Source organism: Polymorphospora rubra, assembly GCF_018324255.1.
GTDB classification, from domain to species: domain Bacteria; phylum Actinomycetota; class Actinomycetes; order Mycobacteriales; family Micromonosporaceae; genus Polymorphospora; species Polymorphospora rubra.
Genome location: NZ_AP023359.1, coordinates 815,955 through 834,141, shown reverse-complemented (window position 1 = coordinate 834,141; position 18,187 = coordinate 815,955). Strand labels below are relative to the sequence as shown.

Sequence of the window (18,187 nt, the reverse complement as noted above, 5' to 3'; positions counted from 1 at the left end):
CGGCCGGACCGGGATTCCCCGGTCGCGCCGGACGACCAGCAGGCGCACGAGCAGGACCTTGGCGGACGTGGCACCGCGCCAGGGGTGAGGCACCAACGCAGAACCGGTCCGGCATCCGGACCAGTGCCAACGGTGAGGCTCCACGAGCCTCCCCGACCCCCGGAGGTTTACCCATGGCAAGATCCGTTCGACGATGGATCTCCATCGTCGCCGGCGCCGCGCTGACGGTGCCGTTGGCGGCCGCCGCGCCGGCGTACGCCCATCCCGGCCACGAGCCCGCCGACGGCTACCAGGTGCTCGTCTTCACCCGCGCGGCCGCGGGTGCCCACGACTCCACCGCCAAGGGCGTCAACGCGATCCGCACGCTCGGCAACAACAACGGCTTCACCATCGACGTGACGCAGAACGGCACCGCGTTCACCCCCGAGAACCTGGCGAACTACGAGGCCGTGGTGTTCCTCAACACCACCGGTGACGTGCTGAACGAGAACCAGCAGGTGGCCTTCGAGGACTACATCCAGGCCGGCAACGGCTACCTCGGCGTCCACGCGGCCGTCGAGGCCGAGCCGGACTGGGCCTTCTACCGCGACCTGGTCGGCACCTCGGTCAGCGGTACGGCCGGCAGCGGATCCGCCCGCATCGACGTGCCCGACCGGGCCCACCCCGCCACCAAGCCGCTGTCCCGGCAGATCACCCTCGACGACGAGATCTACAACTTCACCACGAACGTGCGCGGCACCGCCCACGTGCTGGCGACCGTCGACGAGAAGAGCTACACCGGCGGCACGATGGGCTACGACCACCCCATCTCGTGGTGCCGTGACTACCAGGGCGGCCGGTCCTTCTACACCGGACTCGGCCACTCCGAGGCGACGTACGCCAACGGCGCCTTCCGTAAGCACCTGCTCGGCGGCATCCAGTGGGCCGCCGGCGCGGTCGAGGGCGACTGCGGCGCGACGGTGCTGGCCAACTACGAGCGGGTCGTGCTCAACGACCAGCCCGGCGAGCCGATGTCGCTGGCCGTCCTGCCCGACGGCCGGGTCCTGCACAACACCCGCAGCGGCGAGATCCGGCTCTACAACCCGGCCAACGGCGCCAGCCCGGTGATCGCCTCGATGTCGGTCTACCAGCACGACGAGGACGGTCTGCAGTCCGTCACGCTCGACCCCGACTTCGCCAACAACAAGTGGGTCTACCTCTACTACGCCCCGCCGCTGAACACCCCGGTCGACGACCCGAGCACCCCGGGCGTCAACGAGGGGGACGCCCCGGTGACCAGCAACGACCCGACCGTCTGGGACAAGTTCGAGGGCTACAACCAGCTCTCCCGGGTCAAGTTCGTCGACGGCGAGAACCCCACGCTGGACTTCTCGACCGAGCAGAAGATCCTCCAGGTCGAGGCCGACCGGGGTGCCTGCTGCCACGTCGGCGGCGAGGTCAAGTTCGACGGCAAGGGCCTGCTGTACCTGGTGACCGGTGACGACACCAACGCCAGCGGTTCGGACGGGTACACCCCGATCAACGAGTCGCCGACCCAGGGCCCGGCGTACGACGCCCAGCGCTCCTCGGCGAACACCAACGACCTGCGGGGCAAGGTGCTGCGGATCAAGGTGAAGCCGGACGGCACGTACAGCATCCCGGCCGGCAACCTCTTCCCGCAGGCGCAGAACACCGACGGGAAGACCCGTCCGGAGATCTTCCTGATGGGTCTGCGTAACCCGTTCCGGTTCGACGTCGACGCCCGCGGCTGGGTGTACGTCGGTGACTACTCGCCGGACACCCGGGTGCCCAGCGCGACCCGTGGCCCGGAGGGCACCGGCCGCTGGCTGGCGACCAACAAGGCCGGCAACTACGGCTGGCCCTACTGCAACCAGCCGGACATGCCGTACATCGACTACGACTTCGCGACGCGTACGTCGAAGGAGACGCCGTTCAACTGCGCGGCGCCGGTGAACGACTCGCCGCGCAACACCGGCCGGACCGTCCTGCCGCCGGTACAGAGCTCGCAGTTCCACTACACCTTCAACGCGGTCACCCCGTGCCGTGGGGCGTACCTCGCGCCGGCGGAGACCTGTGACTTCAAGTGGCCGGTGATCGGCACCGGCGGCGTCGGTCCGATGGGCGGCCCGATCTACAAGTACGACGCCGACCTGGACTCGGACGTCAAGCTGCCCGAGTACTACAACGACGCGGTCGTCTTCGGCGAGTTCAGCCGGGACAAGATCTTCATGATGCGGACCAACGGCAGCGGTCAGTTGCTCGGTGTCGAGCAGTTCCTGCCGGGCTTCACCTTCGACAACCCGATCGACATGGAGTTCGGGCCGGACGGCAGCCTCTACGTGCTGGAGTACGGCGACGGCTTCTTCCGGGCCAACCCGGACGCGGCGCTGTCGGTGATCCGCTACGTCAAGGGCACCCGTGGCCCGGTGGCCGAGATCGACGCCGCCCCGACCTCGGGCCAGGCGCCGCTGACCGTTCAGTTCTCCAGCGAGGGTTCACACTCGCCGGAACCGGGCGAGACCGTCTCGATCGCCTGGGACTTCGACGGTGACGGCACGACCGACTCGACCGAGGCGAACCCGTCGTTCACCTACACCACCAACGGGGTCTACTACGCCCAGTTGACGGTGACCGACAACAGCGGCAAGGTGGCGACACTGAACCGCACGATCACGGTCGGCAACACCGCACCGACGATCACGCTGCACACGCCGGTCTCCGGCTCGTTCTTCGAGTGGGGCGACCTGATCCCGTACACGCTGACGGTCACCGACCCGGAGGACGGGACGATCGACTGCAGCCGGGTCGAGGTGTCGTTCGTGCTCGGCCACGACGAGCACGGTCACCCGCAGGGGTCGACGACCGGTTGCTCCGGTGTGGTGCCGAGCCCGGCCGACGGTGCCGACCACGCCGGCAGCTACCTCTACGGCGGCATCAGCGCCAGCTACACCGACCTGGGCGGGAACGGCCAGCCGGCGCTGACCACGGTCGAGCAGTCGCGGGTCCAGCTGCGCCTGCAGCAGGCGGAGTACGCCCAGGTCCGGCAGGGTGTCACGGTCGCGAACACGAACGACGCCGGGGCCGGCCAGCACCTGACCGGAATCGACAACGGTGACCACATCGCGTTCGACCCGATCAACCTGGGCGACGCCGACTCGGTCACCTTCCGCTACGCCGGTGGTTCGGCGGCGACCGTGGGCACCCCGCGGGCGGTCGTCGAGCTGCGGGTCGGCGCGCCGGACGGCACCCTCGCGGCCACCGCCACGCTGAACGCCACCTCGGGCACCAACGCCTGGGCCAGCCAGAGCATCCAGGTCGACCAGCCGGACACCTACGGGCAGCCGCTCTACCTGGTGTTCAGGTCGGTCTCGGGTGGCCCGACCACCGCACTGTTCAACCTCAACTGGGTCGAGTTCGGCGGCTCGGCCTCCTGACCCCGGCCCGTCACCACCGGGTGACGGCCAAGGTCCCGCCGGCGGCCGGCGCCGCCGGCGGGGCCACCAGAACCACCGGCCGGGTGAACCCCGCACCAGGTCCGCCCGGCCGGAGGACCGCACCGCCCGCCGGCTGTGCGGCCCCGATGGGTCGTACAGCCGGCACAGCAAGACGCACTGCGGGGGAGGCAGGGTCGCGACGCCGACCGACCCTGCCTGCTGATGCCCTGTCCGCCCGGCCGATCGAGCCCGGGGCAGCGTCGACGACGCCGACGTCGACGCGGTCACGGTGGTGCCACCTCGATCCGGTCGGGCGGACAGGGCCCAATTCTCCCGGCCGGGCCGGCCGGCCGGAATCACCCGGTCGGGCGGCACCGGACCGGTTTGCACATCGGCGACGGCAAGGGAGAACCACATGCGTACGGGAGTCTGGCTGGTCGGAGCACGCGGATCCGTCGCGGCCACGAGCATCGTCGGGTGGCTGGCGTTGCGCGCCGGCCTGGCCGAGCCCACCGGCTGCGTGACCGAACTGCCCGGCCTGCGCAGCCCGGCGCTGCCGGCCCTGGGCGAACTCGTCCTCGGCGGGCACGAGATCGCCGACACACCCCTGCTGAAGAAGGCCGAGGCCCTTGCCGCCGCCGGCGTCGTGCCGGCCCGGCTCGTCGACGCGCTGCACGACGAGATCGTCACCGTCGACGACGACGTACGGCCGCTGCCGACCGGGGACACCCAGGCCGCGACGGCCGCGCTGATCGCCGCCGACCTGGCCGACTTCCGGACCCGGCTCGCGCTCGACGAGGTGGTGGTCGTCAACGTCTCCACCACCGAGCCGGCGCCCGATCCGTTGCCGGCCCACGCCGACCTCGCGGCGCTGGAGGAGGCGCTCGCCGGTCCCGACCGGGTGCTGCCGCCCAGTTCGCTGGCCGCGTACGCCGCGTTCACCGCCGGTTGCTCCTATGTGGACTTCACGCCGTCGACCGGGGCCCGCCTGCCGGCGCTGCACGAACTCGCGGTCCGGCACGGCGTGCCGTACGCCGGGCACGACGGAAAGACCGGCGAGACGCTGGTGAAGTCGGTGCTCGCACCGATGTTCGCGCTACGCCACCTGCGGGTGCGCACCTGGTCCGGCATCAACCTGCTCGGCGGCGGCGACGGCGCCAACCTTGCCGAGCCGGCCGCGAACGCCGCCAAGACCGCGAGCAAGCAGCGGGTGCTCGGCGAGACCCTCGGCTACCAGCCGCAGGGCACCACCCGCATCGAGTACGTCGACGACATCGGCGACTTCAAGACCGCCTGGGACCTGATCACCTTCTCGGGGTTCCTCGGCACCGCCATGCGGATGGAGTTCAGCTGGCACGGCTGCGACTCGGCCCTGGCCGCCCCGCTGGTGCTCGACCTGGCCCGGCTGACCGCCGCCGCGCACGCCGCCGGCCGGCACGGGCCACTGCCCGAACTCGCGTTCTTCTTCAAGGACCCGATCGACGCCACCGCCCACTCGCTCGACGAGCAGTGGCGGATCCTCGCCGACTTCGTCGGCTCGCTGCCCGGAGGTGAGCACTGATGGGACTGCTGCGGGACCTCGTCGACCTGGTACGTGCCCCGGCCGCGCTGTCCGTGCCCGGTGACGTGGTGGCCGGTGCCGCCGCGGCCGGCACCCTCGGCGCGCGTACCCCGGCCCTGGCCGGCGCGTCGGTCTGCCTCTACTGGGCCGGTATGGCCGGCAACGACTGGGCCGACCGGGACCTCGACGCGATCGAGCGCCCCGAGCGGCCGATCCCGTCCGGCCGGGTTTCCGCGCCGGCCGCGCTGGGGATCGCCGCCGGGCTGACCGCCGCCGGGCTCGGGCTCGCCGCGCTCGGCGGTGGCCGGCGGGCGCTCGCCGTCGCCGGGCCGCTCGCCGCCGCCGTGTGGGCGTACGACCTGCGCGCCAAGAACACCGCCGCCGGGCCGGCGGTGATGGCCGCCTGCCGGGGGCTCGACGTGCTGCTCGGGGCGAGCACCGGCCGGCCGGCCCGGGCGCTGCCGGCGGCGCTCGCGGTGGCCGCGCACACGTACACGGTCACCGAACTCTCCCGGCGCGAGGTCGGCGGCGCCGATCCCCGGCTGCCCAGGGCGACGCTCGCCGGCACCGCGGCGCTGGCGGCGGCGACCGCCGCGGCCGGCGCCCGGCCCGGCCGGCCGGCGTGGCGCCGGATGGTGCCCGCCGCCCTGGCCGCCTGGTACGCCGTCCAGTACGGCAGCGCCCAGGCCCGCGCCGCCGCCGAGCCGTCGGCGCCACGGATCCGGGCCGCCGTCGGTGCCGGCATCACCGGCCTGCCGGCGTTACAGGGCGCGCTCACCGCGCACGCCGGTGCCGCCACGGCCGGCCTCGCCGTCGCGGCCGCCGCGCCGCTCGGCCGTCGCCTCGCCCGAATGGTGTCGCCGACATGACCGAGCAGAGCGAGGGAATCGGCAGGCTCAGTTCTAGTCGTGCGGTCGCCGAGCGGAGCGAGGTGGTCGCATGACCGAGCAGAGCGAGGGAATCGGCAGGCTCAGTTCTAGTCGTGCGGTCGCCGAGCGGAGCGAGGTGGTCGCATGACCGAGCGGAGCGAGGTCATCGTCAGGCTCGGGTCCAGTCGTGCGGTCGCCGAGCGGAGCGAGGTGGTCGCATGACCGAGTTGCGGTTCGGGTACGGGACCAACGGGTTCGCCAACCACCGGCTGGCCGACGCCCTCGCCGTCATCGCCGACCTGGGGTACGCCGGGGTGGCGCTCACCCTCGACCACGACCATCTCGACCCGTTCGCCCCCGACCTCGCCCGGCAGGTCGCCGAGGTCGCCGACCGGCTGCGTGACCTCGACCTGGCGGTGGTGATCGAGACCGGGGCCCGTTACCTGCTCGACCCGTGGCGCAAGCACGCGCCGACCCTGCTGCACGACGACCGGTACCTGCGGTTGCAGTTCCTACGCCGGGCGGTGGCGATCGGCGCGGACCTCGGTGCCGAGGCGGTGTCGTTCTGGGCCGGGGTACGACCCTCCGAAGTAGACGAGCGGCTGGCCTGGGAGCGGCTGGTGGACGGCTGCGCGCAGCTGGTCGACGTGGCCGCCGGGGCCGGCGTACCGCTGGGGTTCGAACCGGAACCCGGCATGCTGGTCGAGGACATCGCTTCTTGGCGGGCGCTGCACGCCGCCCTCGGCCGGCCGCCCGGCTTCGGCATCACCCTCGACATCGGGCACTGCCGGTGCCTGGAGCCGGCCCCGGTGCCGGACTGCGTCGCGGACGTCGCCGAGCACCTGGTCAACGTGCAGATCGACGACATGCGTCGGGGCAAGCACGAACACCTCGAGTTCGGCACCGGGGAAATCGACTTCCCGCCGGTGCTGCGGGCGCTGGCCGACGCGGGATACCGCGGTCTGGTCGCCGTCGAACTGCCCCGGCACTCGCACGCGGCGCCCACGGTCGCCACCCGGTCGATCGAGTTCCTGCGCCGGGCCGAACGGGCCGCCGGCCTTCAGCACCGGCCCACCGTCGGCGCCACCGCCCGCGCCGGCGCGGGCCGGGCCGGGCGGGCCGGCCCGGCAGCCACGGAAGGAGACCGGTGATGGAACTCGACGACCTGCGGGCCGCGTTCGCCGCGACGACCGGCGACGGCTGGCTGGCGGCGGCACTGGACCGGGTTCCCGGCGAGCCCGACGCGGTGGGGCGGCTGTTCGCCGCCGCGGGCCGCCGGGTCGGCCGGGCACCGCTGACCGCCGGCTGGAGCGCCGACGAGGCGGCCCGGGCGCTCCTGCTCGCCGCGCTCCCCGCCGACCTGGTCGCGGAGCGGGCCGACACGCTCTACCGGTTCGGCGACGCCGCCGAGAAGCGGGCCGTGCTGAAGGCGCTGCCGCTGCTGCCGGTCGGTGCCGCCGCCGTACCGCTGCTGCACGACGCGATCCGTACCAACGACACCCGGCTGGTGGCCGCCGCCGTCGGCCCGTACGCCCGGCACCTCGACCAGCCGGCGTGGCGGCAGGCGGTCCTCAAGTGCGTGTTCATGGGGCTGCCGCTGTCGGTCGTGCACGACCTCGACGTCCGGGCCGACGCCGAACTCGCCGTCATGCTCGGCGGCCTGGTCGACGAGCGGCGCGCCGCCGGCCGGGACGTGGCCGCCGACGCGGTCGAACTGCTGGCCGGCCTCACCGCCGGTGCCGGGGGCGGCCAGACCGCCACCGAAGCGAGGAAAGAGGCGTGATGCGTATCTTCGACCCGCACATCCACATGACGTCGCGCACCACCGACGACTACAGGGCGATGGCCGCCGCCGGGGTCCGCGCCGTCGTCGAGCCGGCGTTCTGGCTCGGGCAGCCGCGCACCAACCCCGGATCGTTCGCCGACTACTTCGACTCGCTGGTCGGCTGGGAGCCGTACCGGGCCGGGCAGTTCGGCATCCGGCACCACGCCACGATCGCGCTGAACCCCAAGGAGGCCAACGACCCCCGCTGCCGGCCGGTGCTCGACCTGTTGCCGCGCTATCTGGACAAGGACGGCGTGGTCGCGGTGGGGGAGATCGGCTACGACTCGATGACGCCGGAGGAGGACGAGGCGTTCGCCGTCCAGCTCGCCCTGGCCGTGGAGTACGAGCTGCCGGCGCTGGTGCACACCCCGCACCGGGACAAGGCCCGGGGCACCGAACGCACCCTCGCCGTCGTCGCCGAGTCCGGCATCGAACCCGGGCGGGTCGTCGTCGACCACCTCAACGAGGTGACCGTCAAGATCGTCCAGGACTCCGGCTGCTGGATGGGCTTCTCCATCTATCCGGAGACCAAGATGTCGCCGCCCCGCATGGTCGAGATCCTCAGGGCGCACGGGCTGGACCGGATGCTGGTCAACTCGGCCGCCGACTGGGGACACTCCGACCCGCTGCTGACCCGGGCCACCGGCGAGGCGATGCTCGCCGCCGGGTTCACCGACGACGACGTCGACAAGGTGCTGTGGCGCAACCCGGTCGAGTTCTACGGCCAGTCCGGGCGGCTCGACCTGTCCGACCTCGGGCCGGCCGCGGACACCTTCGAGGGCAGCTCCATCAAGCGTGGCGGAAGCTGATGAGGCTCCGGCACCGCGACGGCCAGACCGTCCATCTCGGATACTGCACGAACGTGCACCCGGCGCAGGACCTCGACGGGATCGTGGCCCAACTCGACACGTACGCGCTGCCGGTGCGCGAGCGGCTCGGCACCGACCTGCTCGGGCTCGGGCTGTGGCTGGCCGCCCCGGTCGCCGCCGAGCTGGCCGCCGATCCGGGCCGGCGCCGGCGGCTGCGCCACGAACTCGACGTACGCGGGCTGGAGGTGGTGACGCTCAACGGCTTCCCGTACGCCTCGTTCCAGGACCCGGTGGTCAAGTACGCCGTCTACCACCCGGACTGGACGACCCCGGACCGGCTGGCGTACACGCTGGACCTGGCCCGGGTGCTGGCCGACCTGCTGCCCGACGACGCGGCCCGCGGCTCGATCTCGACCCTGCCGCTGGCCTGGCGCGAGCCGTGGGACACCGGCCGGGCGGACGCCTGTGCCCGCAACCTCGACGCGCTCGCCGCCGGGCTGGCCGGCGTCGCCGCCGACACCGGACGTACCGTGCGGGTGGCCTTCGAGCCCGAACCGGGCTGCGTGGTGGAGACGACCGGCGACGCCGTACGGCAGCTGTCCGCCGTGGACACCGAGTGGCTGGGGGTCTGCGTCGACCTGGCCCACCTCGCCTGTGCCTGGGAGGAGCCGGCCGCCGCGTTGGCGGCACTGCGCGGCGCCGGCCTGCCGGTGGTCAAGGTGCAGGTGTCGGCGGCCCTGGGCGCGGCGACGCCGGACCGGCACGCCGACGTGCTGCGCGACTACGTCGAGCCGCGGTTCCTGCACCAGACCCGCGGTGCCGGCGGCGGCGCCACCGACGACCTCGACGAGGCGCTCGACGCCGCCCTGCCCGGCCCCTGGCGGGTGCACTACCACGTGCCGCTGCACGCCGCCCCGGCGCAGCCGCTGACCGCCACCGTGCCGGTGCTGCGCGAGGCGCTGCGTGAGCTGGTCGGCGGGGCGGTGGCCGGCTGCGACCATCTCGACGTCGAGACGTACACCTGGGGTGTGCTGCCGCCGGCGCACCGCCCGCAGACCCCCGACCAGCTCGCCGCCGGCATCGCCGCGGAGCTGGCCTTCGCCCGCGACGAACTGCTCGCGCTGGGCCTTTCCACACCGTCCCGTACCACGTCCCAGGAGGTGACCGCGTGAAGCCACTGCTCGTCCTCGACGTGGTGGGCCTGACGCCCCGGTTACTCGACCACATGCCCCGGCTGTCGGCGGTCGCCGACTCGGGGTTCCGGGCCTCGCTCGGCACCGTCCTGCCGGCTGTCACCTGCTCGGTGCAGTCGACGTTCCTGACCGGCGAGCTGCCGTCCGGGCACGGGATCGTCGGCAACGGCTGGTATTTCCGCGACCTCGGCGAGGTCTTCCTGTGGCGGCAGCACAACGCGCTGGTCGGCGGCGACAAGCTGTGGCACGCCGCGCGCCGGGTCGAGCCGGACTACACCGTCGCCAACGTCTGCTGGTGGTACGCGATGGGCGCCGACGTCAACTGGACCGTCACCCCGCGCCCGGTCTACCACGCCGACGGCCGCAAGGACCCGGACTGCTACACCGACCCGCCGGAGCTGCACGACGCGCTGACCGGCCGGCTCGGCGCGTTCCCGCTCTTCAGCTACTGGGGCGCGAACGCCGGCATCACGTCGACGGCCTGGATCACGAAGGCGACCATGCAGATCATGGCGGACCATTCGCCGGACCTGACCCTGGCCTACCTGCCGCACCTCGACTACGACCTGCAACGGTTCGGCCCGTCGGCCCCGCAGGCGGCAGCCGCCGCGGCCGAACTCGACGCCACCGTCGGCCCGCTGCTCGACGCCGCGACCGCCCGGGGCGCCACGATCGTCGCCCTGTCCGAGTACGGCATCACCGACGCGTCCCGGCCGGTCGACGTCAACCGGCTGCTGCGCGCCGAGGGGCTGCTGCGGGTCTACACGCAGGCCGGGATGGAGTACCTCGACCCGTGGACGTCGCGGGCGTTCGCCGTCGCCGACCACCAGGTGGCCCACGTCTACGTCCGCGACCCGGCCGACGTACCGGTGGTGGCGAAGCTGCTCGGCGGGCTGGCCGGCGTCGCCGAGGTGCTCGACCGGGACGGCCAGCAGGCGTACGGGCTGGACCACGAGCGTTCCGGCGAACTGGTCCTGGTCGCCGAGCCGGACGCCTGGTTCACCTACTACTACTGGCTGAACGACGACGCCGCCCCGGACTTCGCCCGGCTGGTCGACATCCACCGCAAGCCCGGGTACGACCCGGCGGAGCTGTTCTTCGACCCGGCCAACCCGGGCGCGGCGAAGGGGCGGGCGGCGCTCGCCCTGCTGCGCAAGAAGGTCGGCATGCGCTACCTGATGAGCGTGGTCGGGCTGGACGCCGGGGCGAAGGCGGTCCGCGGCTCGCACGGTCGGCTGCCCGCCGACCCGCTCGACGGGCCGGTGCTGCTCTGCTCCGACCCGGCCGCCGCCCGGGACCACTTCGCCGCCACCGACGTCAAGGGTCTGCTGTTGCACCTCGCCGGGCTGGGCGACCCGCCGGCGGTGGGGACGAGGTGACCCGATGACGATCGAACTCGTACGCGACACCGACCTCGACGAGTTGCGGGCCCGGTGCGACCTCGCGCTCGCCGGCTATCTGGACCGGCAGGACGCGGACTGGCCGGACGGTGCGCCCCGTGGTGTCTTCGACACCCTGCGTCGTTTCGTGCTGGCCGGCGGCAAGCGGCTGCGGCCGCTGTTCTGTTACTGGGGCTGGCGTGGGGCGGGCGAGCCCGACCGGCCGGAGATCGTGTCGGCGGCCGCGGCGCTGGAGCTGTTCCACGCGTTCGCCCTGATCCACGACGACATCATGGACGGCAGCGACCAGCGGCGCGGCGAACCGTCGGTGCACCAGCTCTTCGCCGACCTGCACACCCGGCTGTCGTGGCGGGGCGACCCCGGCGCGTACGGCCGCAGCGCGGCGCTGCTCTGCGGCGACCTCTGCGCGGCGTGGGCCGACCAGATGTTCCACGAGTCCGGGCTGCCCCCCGAACGGATCCACGACGGGTACGCCGTCTACTGCGCGATGCGCACCGAGGTGATCGCCGGGCAGTACCTGGACCTGGTGTCCGGGGTCGGGGACGGTTCGGTGGCCAGCGCGTTGACGGTGATAAGGATGAAGGCGGCCCGCTACACCGTCACCCGGCCGCTGCAGATCGGGGCGGGGCTGGCCGGGGCCGGTCCCGAACTGCTCGACGCCTACGCCGCGTTCGGCGACCCGCTCGGTGACGCCTTCCAGTTGCGCGACGACGTGCTCGGCGTCTTCGGCGACCCGGCGGTGACCGGGAAGTCGATACTGGACGATCTGCGCGAGGGCAAGCCGACGGTGATGATGGCGCTGGCCCGGGACAGCGCCGACCGGGCCCAGGCGGTCCGGCTGCGGGCGTTGTTCGGCAACCCGCAGTTGGACGCCGAGGGCGCGGCCGACCTGCGGACGATCATCGTCGAGACGGGCGCCCTCGACCGGATCGAACAGATGATCAAGGTGTACGGCGACGCGGCCCTCGCGGCGCTCGCCGACGCCCCGGTGGCCGCCGAGGCCCGGGCCGCGCTGGCCGCGTTGGCCCGGTCCGTGGTCGATCGACAGCGGTGACGGTGACGGTCGGGACGACCGCTCACCGCGGTCTTCGTCAGGGTCTCGCCGCGACCCGCTGCGACGGATGTCGGAGCAGGTCAGTGGCGGTTTCCGACACCTGCACAACCCTGCTATCGACGACCCTGAGCCGCTGTTCGATCGATGTCTCCGGCACTTGGTCACAGCGTGATGGACATTCGTCCGGCACGTCTGGCGCAACAACTTGTTCATGACCTAGCGTCCCTGCGCAGGGGACGGTGATCTCGGCCGCGGGGACTGTCGCGGTCATGGCGAAACGCCCCGTCAAAGGGAGGCACAGTGGTCATCCACGATCTGGGCGCGGCTAATCTCGATCAATACGATCGACAAGCCCCCATTTCACATCTGGATGGCATGGAATCACCGCTGCGCCCGATACCGCGCCAGCGGTCCACCCGCGAGCCGGTGGCCCGGCCCGAGCCCGACCCCGGATGGCGCCCGCTGCGGATCGCGATGATCGGACAGAAGGGCATGCCGGCGACGTACGGCGGAATCGAACGCCACGTCGAGGAGTTGGCCAGCCGCCTGGTCGGTCTCGGCCACGAGGTGACCGTCTACTGCCGGCCCAGCTACGGTTCGGTGCCGGTGGACGCCTACCGGGGCGTCCGGCTGCGCCAGGTCCGCACGATCGCCAGCAAACACCTCGACGCGATCGTGCACTCGACCACCTCCACCCTCGCCGCCATCGGCGACCGGCCGGACATCGTGCACTACCACGGGCTCGGTCCCGGCCTGGTCGCGCCGCTGCCCCGCTATCTCTCCCGGGCCCGGGTGGTGCTCACGGTCCACGGCCTGGACAACCAGCGCGCGAAGTGGGGCCGGCTGGCGCGTACGGTGCTGGACACCGCGCACTGGTTCAGCGGACACGTGCCCAACGAACGGGTCGCCGTCTCGCGCGGGCTGGCCGCCCACTACGACAGCCACTTCGGCGCCTCCGCCCGCTACATCGCGAACGGGGTCACCGCCGGCCGGCAGTTGCCGGCCCGGCAGATCACCGCCCGCTTCGGCCTGACCCCGGACGGCTACCTGCTGCTGGTCGGCCGGCTGGTGCCGGAGAAGGCGGCCGACCTGCTCGTCCGGGCGTTCCGCCGGATCCAGACCGACCTGAAGCTGGCGATCGTCGGCGGCTCGTCGTTCTCCGACGACTTCGTGGCCCGGCTGCGCGCCGAGGCCGACGGTGACCCGCGCGTGGTGTTCACCGGGTTCGCGTACGGCGACCTGCTCGCCGAGCTCTACAGCAACGCCGCCGCCTTCGTGCAGCCGTCCCGGCTGGAAGGGCTGCCGCTGACCCTGCTGGAGGCCGCCTCGTACGACCTGCCGGTCGTCGCCAGCGACATCCCGCCGCACGTCGAGGTGCTCGAGCACGACGGACCCGGCCGTCGGCTCTTCACCGACGGTGACGAGGCCGGCCTGGTCGCGGCGCTGACCCGGCTGGTCGCCGACCCGGCCGCCGAACGCGCCGGCGCCCGCGAACTCGGTGACCGGGTACGCGCCGAGTACACCTGGGACGGCGCCGCCCGCGAACTCGAACGGCTCTATCTCGATCTCGCCCGCCCGGTCCGCCGCCGGGGCCGCGCGACCCGCCCGACGGCCGGGGCCGCCACCGCCGGGTGACCCGTTCGAAGCGGGCAGGGTCGGCAAATCGGCCCATTATCGGACGCAGCCCGGCCGGGATAGGTTGAGTCGGCTTTGGTGGCACGACAGGTGTGGAGCCAGTGAACGACGGCGACCGGCAGGCCCTGCGGCGGGCGCCCGGCGGCGGTACGCCGTCCGGGGACACTCCGGCGCGCCCGGACCCGTCCGGCACCGGCCCCGACCGGCCGGGTCGCCCGGGGCGGACCGCCACGGTGCTGACCGGACTGGCCGCGCTGGCCGCCGCGGCGACCGCCGTGGTGGCCGGGCTCGCGATGGCCGGCGGCGACCGGATGGGCATGGTCCTGCCCCTGGCCGCGGTCACCGGGCTGCTGGTGGCGGCCCTCGCGGTCACCCGCTTCGCCGCGTACGTCCTGCTGATGCTCGCCGTCCGGTCCTGCGTCGACCTGTTCAAGCTCAGCGGCCCGACGGCCGGCCGGGCCGCCGGCGGCGAGGCCACCCGGGCGATGGACCCGTCGACCCTGCTCGCGGTCCTCTTCCTGCTCGCCGCCGGGCTCTGGCTCGCCGCCCAGCTGCGCCGCGACGGCCGGCTGCGCGGCTCACCGCTCGGCCTGGCCATGCTGCTGGTCGGCGCGACCTGCCTCGTCAGCGCACTGGGTGCCGGCCACCGGATGCCCAGCCTGCTGGAGGCGCTGCGGATCCTGACCGTGGTCGTCATGTTCGTGGTGCTCGAACAGCTCATCCCGGACACCCGGGCGGCGCGGCGGGTGCTGCTCGCCTGCTACGCCTCGCTCGTGCTGGCACTGGGCTACACCGTGGTCATGTCGGTCGTCGGCCAGCCGCCGTCGGAGGTCAAGGGCAGCTTCACCCGGATCAGCGGGCCGTTCAGCCAGTCGACCACCTTCGGCCGCTACCTCATGTTCATGGTCATCTTCGGCTTCGGCATCCACCGTTTCCTCGGCCGCCGCTGGCGGATCGGGTTGACCGTGCTGCTCACCGCCTCGCTCGGCTTCCTGCTGCTGACCAACACCCGCAGCGCCATCCTCGGCGCCGCGATCGGGCTGGTCGTGGTCGCCGTACTGCACCGCAGCCGGAAGATGCTCGTCGGGCTGGTCGTGGTCGCCGTCGCCGGGGTGGCGCTGCTGCCGGCGGTCGGCGAACGGTTCGCCCAGATCACCCAGGAGCGCGCGGTCGGCGGCGGCCCGACCGGCAACACGCTGGCGTGGCGGGTCTCCTACTGGACCGACATCGTCACGCTGGCCAACCGCAACCCGGTCACCGGCATCGGCCCGAACATGACCCAGCGGGAGACCGCCGAGGCCAAGAAGCCGCACAACGACTTCCTGCGGGCGTACGTCGAGACCGGGGCGCTCGGCCTGCTCGCCTACCTCGCCATGATCGTGCTGATCCTGCACACCGCCCGGGAGGCCCTGCGCCGGGCACCGCCGGGCAGCCTCGACCGGGGGATCGCGGTCGGGTTCGCCGGCTGCGCCGTGGCGTTCGTCGCGGTGAGCGCCGCGTCCAACGTCATCTCCAACGTGGTCACCCTGTGGTATCTGTTCGCCTTCGCCGCCGCGGCGAGCGCCGTCGCCCGTACCCCGGTGGGTGCCGGGCCCGCCGGCCCGACCGTCCCGGCGGTGGCCGGGCCGGGCGGCGCAACGTCAACCTGAGAAACGCACATCCGAGTGGGGAGCGCAAGCGTGGAGATCGTCGACTACCTGCGGGTGGCCCGTCGGCGGCTGTGGGTCCTGGTCGCCGTGCCGGTGGTCGCGACCGGGGCGGCGGCGGCCATCGTGCTGCTCGCCCCGCAGCAGTACGTCGGCACCGCCTACGTGGCGGCGCCCGCGCTCGTCGGCGGCAGCGCCGCCCAGCAGTACACCGGAACCCAGGCCGCCAACCAGTTCGTGGCCTCGTTCGCCGCCGCCGCCACCTCGCCCCGGGTCGTCGAGCAGGTCGCCGGCGACACCGGCGTACGCCCCGCGACGCTGCGGGACGGGATCGCCGTGGAGCAGGTCGGCGCGAGCAGCCAGCTCGAACTGACCTTCACCACGCCGAACCGGTCCACCGTCGTGCCGGTGCTGGAGTCGACCACCCGGCGGGCCCTGACGTTCCTGTTCTCCTCCCAGGTCGCGATCGCCACCCAGCAGGTCGAGGCGGCCCGCGCCGACGTCACCGCGGCGACGACCGCGATCAGCGAGTGGGAGAGGGAGAACAGGGTCTCCCAGCCGGACAAGATCTATCAGGCCACCCTCAACGAGATGGCGACCCTGCGCCAGCAGCAGCTCTCGATGCAGGCGGTCGGCAACGGCCGGGGGGCCAGCGCGGCGGCGGCGGCCATCGCCGCCGGGCAGAAGCGGCTCGACGAGATCGGCCCGAAGCTGCCGGACTACCAGGCGCTGCTGGCCCAGCGGGACGCCGCGACCAGCGCCCTGGCCCGGGCCCGGGAGGCGCTCCAGGGCGCCAACGCCCAGCTCCAGGCCGCCGACCCGGCGCAGGCGACCAGCATCAGCGCCGCCGCCCCGGTGTCGCGGATACGCGGCCTGGTCGGCACCGCCCTGCCGGTCGGCGCGGCGGGTCTGCTCGTCGCCGTAGTCCTGGTCGCCCTGCTGGAACTGCTCTCCCGCCAGCGCACCACCCCGGCGCCCGCCGCCGCGGCCACCCCGGCGGACGCTCCCGCCGCCGAACCGGAGTCCGGCCCGGCCCGGCCGGCCACCGGCCGGGTCGCCGGCGGCCCGCTGCGGTCGGTACCGCTCGGCAAGTCGGAGGGGCCCGCCGTACCCGGCGCCCGCCGGCCGATCGCCGACGACGACACCGTCACCCTGCCCGCCATCGGCTCGACCGGCCCCATTCCACCGGGCCGGCGCGGACCGAACCGGTGACCGCCGGTACGGCGGCCCCGGCCGGTACCCCGAACGACGCGGCGGACTCCGGCGACCGGCACATCCGCGGCATCGCCCGGGGCGGCAGCCTCAACCTGGTCGGCGCGCTCCTCAGCCAGGGCGCCGTCTTCCTGATCATGCTGCTGCTGGCCCGCAGCCTCGGCATGACCGAGGTCGGCCGGTACGCCCAGGGCTACGCCATGCTGTCCCTGCTCGGGCTGCTGTCGCTGTCCGGGTTCCGGGCCGGGCTGACCCGCTTCGTCGCCGTACACCTCGCCGACGACGATCCGGCCACCATCCGCGGCACGATCCGGCTCGGGCTGGGCATCTCGGCAGTGTCGTCGACGGTGATCGCCGTCGGGCTCGCCGCCACCGCGCCCTGGCTGGCCGGGCTGCTCAACGACCCGGAACTCACCACCCCGCTGCGGCTGGTCGCGCTCACCCTGCCCGCGCTGACCATCTGCGAGGCGGCGCTCGCCGCCACCCGGGGCTGGCGTACGCAGCGGCCGTACACGCTGATCGGCCAGATCTACGAGCCGGGCGCCCGGCTGGCGCTCACCGCCCTCGCCCTCGTGCTCGGCGGCGGGGTGATCGGCGCCTTCTGGGCGCTGGTCGGCGCCGCCTGGTCGGCCGCCGCGCTCGCGGTGCTGGCCCTGGTGAGGATGCTGCGCAAGGTGGCGCCCGCCGAACCGGCCTACCGGCCCCGGCAACTGTTCAGCTTCTCGACGGTGAGCTGGGTGTCGTCGCTGTCGTCGACCGGCCTGATCTGGGTCGACACGCTGCTGCTCGGCTTCTTCGGCAGCGACGAGATCGGCGTCTACAACGTCGCGACCCGGCTGGTCACCGTCGCCATCTTCGTGCTCGCGCCGATCAACGCGGCGTTCGGGCCGTACATCGCCTACCTCTACCACCAGGGCCGGTTCGACGACGTACGGCGCAGCTACGGCGCGGTCACCGGTTGGATCGTCCGGCTGTCGTTGCCCGCCTTCGTCGCCCTGCTGGTATTCCCGACCGACCTGCTGCGCATCTTCGGCGGCGACTTCACCACCGGCGCCGCTGTCACCATGATCCTTGCCGCCGGGCAGCTCGTGAACGCCGCCACCGGCCCGTGCGGCACGCTGCTCAACATGTCCGGCCGGGTGGCCGTCAACATGTACGACAACCTCGCCGCCCTGGTGCTCAACATCGGGCTCAACATCTGGCTCATCCCGGCGTACGGCATCGTCGGTGCGGCCAGCGCGTGGGCCGCCTCGCTGGCCGCCGTCAACATCGCCCGGGTGATCCAGGTCCGCGGCCTGATCCAGGCCCTGCCGTTCACCACGGGTATGGCCAAGGGGTTGGCCGCCGGGGTGGCCGCCCTGCTGGCCGGGCTCGTCGTCCGGTGGCTGCTGCCCGGCGGCCCGTTCCAACTCGCCGTCGGGCTGGCCGCCGTCGTGGCGACCTACCTCGGGGCGGTCCTCGCCCTCGGGCTCAGCCGGGAGGACGTCATGGTGCTGCGTACCCTGATCCGTCGCCGCCGCAAGGAGGCCACCGCGTGAGCTCCTCGCGA

13 protein-coding genes are annotated in these 18,187 nt (G+C 73.2%); all 13 read left to right on the top strand.

All coding sequences use genetic code 11. The features are described 5' to 3' along the window. Positions 1-173: 173 nt before the first annotated feature. The 13 genes from Prubr_RS03650 (at position 174) to Prubr_RS03590 (ending at position 18,176) form a co-directional block, all read left to right on the top strand. The gene (locus Prubr_RS03650) at positions 174-3,434 is read left to right on the top strand and encodes a ThuA domain-containing protein (RefSeq protein WP_212821653.1); all 3,261 of its coding nucleotides are present in this window, start codon (positions 174-176) and stop codon (positions 3,432-3,434) included. Positions 3,435-3,849: 415 nt separating this feature from the next. After that, complete coding sequence (locus Prubr_RS03645) at positions 3,850-4,995, top strand: inositol-3-phosphate synthase (protein ID WP_212821651.1); 1,146 nt, start codon at positions 3,850-3,852, stop codon at positions 4,993-4,995. Further along, positions 4,995-5,864, top strand: coding sequence for an SCO3242 family prenyltransferase (locus Prubr_RS03640; RefSeq protein ID WP_212821649.1), 870 nt, complete (start codon positions 4,995-4,997; stop codon positions 5,862-5,864). The genes Prubr_RS03645 and Prubr_RS03640 overlap by 1 nt, the downstream gene beginning before the upstream one ends. A 218-nt stretch (positions 5,865-6,082) precedes the next feature. Further along, positions 6,083-7,015, top strand: coding sequence for a sugar phosphate isomerase/epimerase family protein (locus tag Prubr_RS03635; protein ID WP_212821647.1), 933 nt, complete (start codon positions 6,083-6,085; stop codon positions 7,013-7,015). Further along, positions 7,015-7,647 carry an EboA domain-containing protein gene (locus Prubr_RS03630; RefSeq protein ID WP_212821645.1) on the top strand — a complete coding sequence of 211 codons (633 nt, stop codon included), beginning with the start codon at positions 7,015-7,017 and terminating at the stop codon, positions 7,645-7,647. Before Prubr_RS03635 ends, Prubr_RS03630 begins: the two co-directional genes overlap by 1 nt. Further along, positions 7,647-8,498: a TatD family hydrolase gene (locus Prubr_RS03625; RefSeq protein WP_212821636.1), complete on the top strand. Its 852-nt coding sequence runs from the start codon at positions 7,647-7,649 to the stop codon at positions 8,496-8,498. The genes Prubr_RS03630 and Prubr_RS03625 overlap by 1 nt, the downstream gene beginning before the upstream one ends. Next, complete coding sequence (gene eboE / locus Prubr_RS03620) at positions 8,498-9,670, top strand: metabolite traffic protein EboE (RefSeq protein ID WP_212821634.1); 1,173 nt, start codon at positions 8,498-8,500, stop codon at positions 9,668-9,670. The genes Prubr_RS03625 and eboE overlap by 1 nt, the downstream gene beginning before the upstream one ends. Further along, complete coding sequence (locus Prubr_RS03615; protein WP_212821625.1) at positions 9,667-11,070, top strand: alkaline phosphatase family protein; 1,404 nt, start codon at positions 9,667-9,669, stop codon at positions 11,068-11,070. Before eboE ends, Prubr_RS03615 begins: the two co-directional genes overlap by 4 nt. Before the next feature lie 4 nt (positions 11,071-11,074). Next, positions 11,075-12,145 (top strand): polyprenyl synthetase family protein, encoded by a 1,071-nt coding sequence (locus tag Prubr_RS03610; RefSeq protein WP_212821623.1) that lies wholly within the window; start codon positions 11,075-11,077, stop codon positions 12,143-12,145. Between the two features lie 375 nt (positions 12,146-12,520). After that, positions 12,521-13,780: a glycosyltransferase family 4 protein gene (locus Prubr_RS03605; RefSeq protein WP_212821621.1), complete on the top strand. Its 1,260-nt coding sequence runs from the start codon at positions 12,521-12,523 to the stop codon at positions 13,778-13,780. A gap of 101 nt (positions 13,781-13,881) precedes the next feature. Then, positions 13,882-15,429, top strand: coding sequence for an O-antigen ligase family protein (locus tag Prubr_RS03600; protein ID WP_212821619.1), 1,548 nt, complete (start codon positions 13,882-13,884; stop codon positions 15,427-15,429). 30 nt (positions 15,430-15,459) lie between these two features. After that, positions 15,460-16,638: a Wzz/FepE/Etk N-terminal domain-containing protein gene (locus tag Prubr_RS03595; protein ID WP_212821617.1), complete on the top strand. Its 1,179-nt coding sequence runs from the start codon at positions 15,460-15,462 to the stop codon at positions 16,636-16,638. Then, positions 16,635-18,176 carry an oligosaccharide flippase family protein gene (locus Prubr_RS03590; RefSeq protein ID WP_212821614.1) on the top strand — a complete coding sequence of 514 codons (1,542 nt, stop codon included), beginning with the start codon at positions 16,635-16,637 and terminating at the stop codon, positions 18,174-18,176. The genes Prubr_RS03595 and Prubr_RS03590 overlap by 4 nt, the downstream gene beginning before the upstream one ends. Positions 18,177-18,187 lie beyond the last annotated feature (11 nt).